Source organism: Methylophaga muralis, assembly GCF_001720165.1.
Classification (GTDB): Bacteria; Pseudomonadota; Gammaproteobacteria; order Nitrosococcales; family Methylophagaceae; genus Methylophaga; species Methylophaga muralis.
On record NZ_MCRI01000068.1, the window covers coordinates 1 to 4,387 of the forward strand.

A 4,387-nucleotide genomic window follows, 5' to 3' on the forward strand; every position below is an offset into this window, starting at 1 on the left:
ACTATAGCTTCAATATCACATTTCCAGCAGCATCATTATAGTGAGTCTACGCTGGCTGACTATGGAGTAGTCCCCCGCCCTTGCTCTCTGGTCGTTAACCACCGACCGAGTAGCAGCTTGATATATCCGGCCATTTATCGGCCTTGATGGTCGTGTAATGTTGCCAGAAAGCATTGTCGATGGCTTTCAAGCTGGCGGCGGTTTCTTCTCGTCGGTATCGTGCCAAGTGTGACGGACCGCCGTTATAAGCGGCATAGGTTGCCTTTATCAAATTGTCATCACCGCCGGGCTGTTCGTGCTCGCCTTTACGGATCGCATGATCAATCATGTAATAGGTCAAAATTTCGATGCCGGCGTTCACGTTGTAGTCGACCTCATTAACCAGGCGGTCAAGATCGTAGATCTTGCGCCAAACCCGTCCGTTGATCTGCATCATGCCCACTGCTCCACCGGATGAACGCAGCACTTGGGGCTCGCTACTCGAACCGACGAACTGACGCCAGCAGGATTCTTTCCATGCTGTGGCACGAACCAAAGGATCGAGTCGCTCTGTCATTCTGTCCGGCAAGCGATCGTTTTCAGCCAGCCAGGCGTTGGACTGTTCTTCCAGCAAGCTGGCGACCAGATCAAGGTATTCATTAAGGTTATCCCGTTGCGGGACTAGCCCCTTTAAAGCCTCAGCCGGAGGGATACTGTCGGCATGAGCGTCCGGAAAAAACCAAGACCCTAGTCGGCTAAAACCATCGGAGATCTGTCCCGCCAATTCTACTGGTGAAAATACACCCTCGTCTCGGCCATTTAATCCAAACAAATCGCGAAACTCCGGATCGACCTCCAGTGGCAACGGTGTAAAACTCGGCGGCGCCGATTCAGCGAGCAGCAAGCGAGCAAGCCTGCGCAGACCGTCACGGGTGATTTCAAATCCATACTCAGGCCCGAGGGCGTCAAGAGCACGCAGTGCGTCACCACCCGCAATAAACGTAGCAAGCTTGAAATCAGCCTCCAAGCCTGGGGTCTTCAGACGTTCAAGTTCGTTCATAAGTGGCCGCAACCGATCCCATGTCGTCAGGAAAAGTTCTCGAACCGGATCATATTCGGGATCATCGATCGTCAGCGCCTCAGCAATCGCGTGTCGCGCGTCCAGCAGCACGCCGAGTAACTCAAGACGTAAGATACGGGACTCCGTCGAGTAGGCCAGCGCCGAAATAATGGTAGTCAGAAAGCCGTCTAACTCATCTTCAAGAGTTTGCCACTGAGCCAACTCGCTGTCGTCAAAAGTTGGCTCGGGCGCTAGAACGTCGGGTTCAGGAGCACGAACCTGGAAAGCCAGCCAAGCCCTGATGCCTGTTTCTTCAGTCTGGAGGCGGGTAATATGAGTTCGCTGAATCAGGGACTGCTCACCACCTTGCGCACTACCCTGACCCAACATTTGCACGATCAATCCATCAAGGCCGTTCAGTGGTCCGGCCAGGTCAATTTGTACCCTCCTCATGCGCGGCAGCACCAGCGCATCGGCAATGAGCTGAGCTGGTTTGGTCAAAATGCCGGGGGTACTATCCGGGCGCGACAATTCGATCGAATCAGGTACAAATTCTATGGCCTGTCCCGATGCCATAACCTTGGGAGTCATTTTCAATGCAAGACGGCCCTGCCATGGTTTAGGTCCCCGGCATGCACCGAGCACGAAGCCACCGGTAGTGGCAGTTAATGCCATGCCCACAGACAATTGGTCACCATCGGTCACCACCACCATATCAGACAACTCAACCCGGTTGCATGGGTCGTTGCTAATTGTGCTTTGGCCATTCTCATCGAAATCAAGGACGCGACTGATCGCCGTCTGGAGATGAGCGGTTTCAGCCAGCAAAGGGATTTCAACTTCACCCGCTGACAGCGCGTTCGAACTGTACAAGACGAAAAGCAGCCACCCAATATGTTTCATTCGATGTTCCAATGGTTAAAAGCGAGATGATTTAAGGTCAGAGCCCAATCCAAATGCTGACCTGTAATATTATGCCGTGCTTTTAGTTGAGTTTAGAAATTAATTGGCGAACCTCGTCAGAACGTAGTGGCCTCACGAGACGATCCACTTCCGTGCCATCGTGCAGCAGTATCAAAGTCGGCCAAAGCTTTACCTTGAAAGCACGGCCCAGTCGTTTGCCCTTTCCGTCATAGATTTTAATATGGGGTAGTCCTGAATGTTCAGTTACGACTTCGTTTATCGCCGAACTTGCAGCCTGACAATGTCCACACCAGGCGCGCCAAACTCAAGTAAAACTTCACCGGAAGACTCGCCAATTTGTTCAAATGTAAATGCTTCTTCTGCGTAATCAGAGTTAGAACCAATATCACTGGTTTTCATTCCTTTTACTCCCCACTATAAATTACCAAGAATAATCACAAGGGTCAGAATCTGACCTTTTGAATTGAGCCGGATACGGAAGCTTTGCTCATTATTTATGTTGAACGACTACAAAAACGTCAGGAGCATTTTTTAACGCAAGCCCTGAATGAGTGATATACAGCGATGTATATCACAAACTGTATTCCTCACACCTTGATTGGTGTAATTTCAGTTACAACAACGGCGGCTATGGATAGATTAACAAAACCTAGTTTTCATATTCTGTATCGATAGATGGAGGGTTTCGCATGCTGAGATTTAATAGCTGGTTGGGAGCAGTATTGTTGGCTGCTACGGGTTATGCAATAGCAGATGAGCAGGCCTACAAAGGTCAGAATCTGTTGCAGAGCGGAGTTGATGTGTTGGGCCAGCCGCTGGTCTACCCAAGCGGAACACCTCGTGTTACCTCAGATATCATTACTCTGGCACCGGGTGAAGCTGGCAAGCCGCATATTCATCAGATCCCGATGTTTGCCTATGTGTTGTCCGGGGTAATTTCGGTGGATTATGGCGACCACGGCGTGCGCACATACCAGCAGGGCGAGGCATTGCTGGAAGCTCAGAATGTGGTGCATTTTGGTTTTAACCCCGGCAGCGAACCCGTAAGCCTGCTTGTGGTGTATGTCGGCAGTACCGAATTGTCTAACGCTGAATTACCGTGAAGCCGGTTTAGCTCAAAGAATCAAAAGGCAATTAAATCAAATTGGCTGCCCCCGTGATTCATAGTAATTTCTTTTGATTACATCTCGCCAAAAAGCCCGTAAAAACGAATTAGATCTTTACTCGTGGTGGAAGGTACAAGTTAACTGATGTTAATGCTCTCTATGTGAAAAGTATGAAAATATGGGTTATCCGTGGGCCAGACAAAATCGGTCCACATCCATTCAAAACAACGAGGGGGATATTCATGTTTAAATTTTTGGGCAGTGTTGTAGGTATTATTTTTATTATCGGGTTGCTAGTCGTGATCGGCCTTTTTGCGTTGATTTTTTTAACCCTGTTTTATGCTCGGCTTTCAAGGTATCAAGGGGTAAAGTATCTCAAAACCAAATACTTTGACCCTTTTGGTTCCGCCCCCGCCAATAGCTATTTCCAACCCTGAATCCATTTTTCCTGGTTTTTTAATTCCGTCCAGTTAATTGAATAGAGCTTCTTAGAAATAATCGCTTCCAATTTGCATGAGGTAACTAAGCCATCTTCGGCAAACTCGATATCTGATACTAGGAAATGCTTTTCTCGCTTTATCGGATTCACCGCTGTCCATTTACTGTTATGTAGCTTAGCTGGGTTTATTCGATTCATAGCAATGCCTGGTGACAACAAGTTAACATGACACGATTGTAAATAAACTCCCGCCTGAGCGTTTTCGGGTAGCATTAAAATACCTTACATAATGACTCTTCATCGGCTGCATAAATAGTGGCTTAGAGTAAAATCAAACACTCTGACCACATTGATTCTATGAATAATCAAGTTGGCTGACCCCTTGATTCTTCATATTAAAACAATAATAAAGGACAGCTTTATTTTGAAAGATGCGATGATCCATCCGGTAACCATTCAATATTTAGCTCACCGTCGCCAAACCGAACTACTCCCTCCTTTTTAGGAAGTTCATTACATTGACCTCTGTAGCTAATGAAGTTGTCGAGAAGTTCAATCAAATGCAACTTAAAACCTGATTCTTTGGCCTGGTCGATCATAGTTTCTTCCAGCGTCCAAGTTCCATGGCTCATACGATTTTCGTCGTCAGCACAAAAAATCAGTTGGCCTTTTATCTTCACTATCTCAGAATATTGCTGGGCAAGCATCCTTAAACGAGTACTTTCAAAGTTTTTATCGAAATTCGTCATTCCACTTCCTTAAAATCTCTTTTCTATCGGCTTAACACATAAGTCGACAGGCTTATCCACCCTAATGCTTAAAATTAAGCTAAGGGCTTTGTTTGATCGCTTGCGCTTAACGTAATGTTGTGGTTATTCA

The 4,387-nt window shown here is 47.2% G+C and carries 7 protein-coding genes; 2 read left to right on the plus strand and 5 right to left on the minus strand.

What is annotated here, in order from left to right:
• Positions 1 to 94: 94 nt before the first annotated feature.
• The 3 genes from A9E74_RS13400 to A9E74_RS14845 all read right to left on the minus strand — a co-directional run bounded on the left by A9E74_RS13400 (position 95) and on the right by A9E74_RS14845 (position 2,362).
• Positions 95 to 1,942 (minus strand): lytic transglycosylase domain-containing protein, encoded by a 1,848-nt coding sequence (locus tag A9E74_RS13400; protein ID WP_069297103.1) that lies wholly within the window; start codon positions 1,940 to 1,942, stop codon positions 95 to 97.
• An 82-nt stretch (positions 1,943 to 2,024) separates the two neighbouring features.
• On the minus strand, positions 2,025 to 2,222 hold the full coding sequence (locus A9E74_RS14840; protein WP_245652180.1) for a thioredoxin family protein: 198 nt from the start codon (positions 2,220 to 2,222) through the stop codon (positions 2,025 to 2,027).
• Complete coding sequence (locus A9E74_RS14845; protein WP_245652179.1) at positions 2,219 to 2,362, minus strand: hypothetical protein; 144 nt, start codon at positions 2,360 to 2,362, stop codon at positions 2,219 to 2,221. The genes A9E74_RS14840 and A9E74_RS14845 overlap by 4 nt, the downstream gene beginning before the upstream one ends.
• A gap of 290 nt (positions 2,363 to 2,652) precedes the next feature.
• Between A9E74_RS14845 and A9E74_RS13410 the strand changes: the two genes are divergently transcribed.
• Both A9E74_RS13410 and A9E74_RS15105 read left to right on the plus strand, forming a co-directional pair.
• Positions 2,653 to 3,066 carry a cupin domain-containing protein gene (locus tag A9E74_RS13410; protein ID WP_069297104.1) on the plus strand — a complete coding sequence of 138 codons (414 nt, stop codon included), beginning with the start codon at positions 2,653 to 2,655 and terminating at the stop codon, positions 3,064 to 3,066.
• Between the two features lie 245 nt (positions 3,067 to 3,311).
• Positions 3,312 to 3,506, plus strand: a complete 195-nt coding sequence (locus A9E74_RS15105; protein ID WP_141696829.1) for a small membrane protein YohP — start codon at positions 3,312 to 3,314, stop codon at positions 3,504 to 3,506.
• Here A9E74_RS15105 and A9E74_RS13420 read toward each other — a convergent pair.
• Together A9E74_RS13420 and A9E74_RS13425 are read right to left on the minus strand one after the other, a co-directional pair.
• Entirely contained in the window at positions 3,491 to 3,706 is a 216-nt protein-coding gene (locus A9E74_RS13420) for a TIGR02450 family Trp-rich protein (RefSeq protein WP_069297107.1), read from the minus strand. The two genes, A9E74_RS15105 and A9E74_RS13420, sit on opposite strands and share 16 nt — an antisense overlap.
• A gap of 221 nt (positions 3,707 to 3,927) precedes the next feature.
• Positions 3,928 to 4,257, minus strand: coding sequence for a hypothetical protein (locus A9E74_RS13425; RefSeq protein WP_069297106.1), 330 nt, complete (start codon positions 4,255 to 4,257; stop codon positions 3,928 to 3,930).
• Between the last annotated feature and the right edge of the window lie 130 nt (positions 4,258 to 4,387).

Excerpts from the sequence above, each read along its gene's own strand:
- A9E74_RS13420 (WP_069297107.1), bottom strand. The coding sequence starts at position 3,706 with ATGAATCGAATAAACCCAGCTAAGCTACATAACAGTAAATGGACAGCG.
- A9E74_RS13410 (WP_069297104.1), top strand. The coding sequence starts at position 2,653 with ATGCTGAGATTTAATAGCTGGTTGGGAGCAGTATTGTTGGCTGCTACG.
- A9E74_RS15105 (WP_141696829.1), top strand. The coding sequence starts at position 3,312 with ATGTTTAAATTTTTGGGCAGTGTTGTAGGTATTATTTTTATTATCGGG.
- A9E74_RS13400 (WP_069297103.1), bottom strand. The coding sequence starts at position 1,942 with ATGAAACATATTGGGTGGCTGCTTTTCGTCTTGTACAGTTCGAACGCG.
- A9E74_RS13425 (WP_069297106.1), bottom strand. The coding sequence starts at position 4,257 with ATGACGAATTTCGATAAAAACTTTGAAAGTACTCGTTTAAGGATGCTT.
- A9E74_RS14845 (WP_245652179.1), bottom strand. The coding sequence starts at position 2,362 with ATGAAAACCAGTGATATTGGTTCTAACTCTGATTACGCAGAAGAAGCA.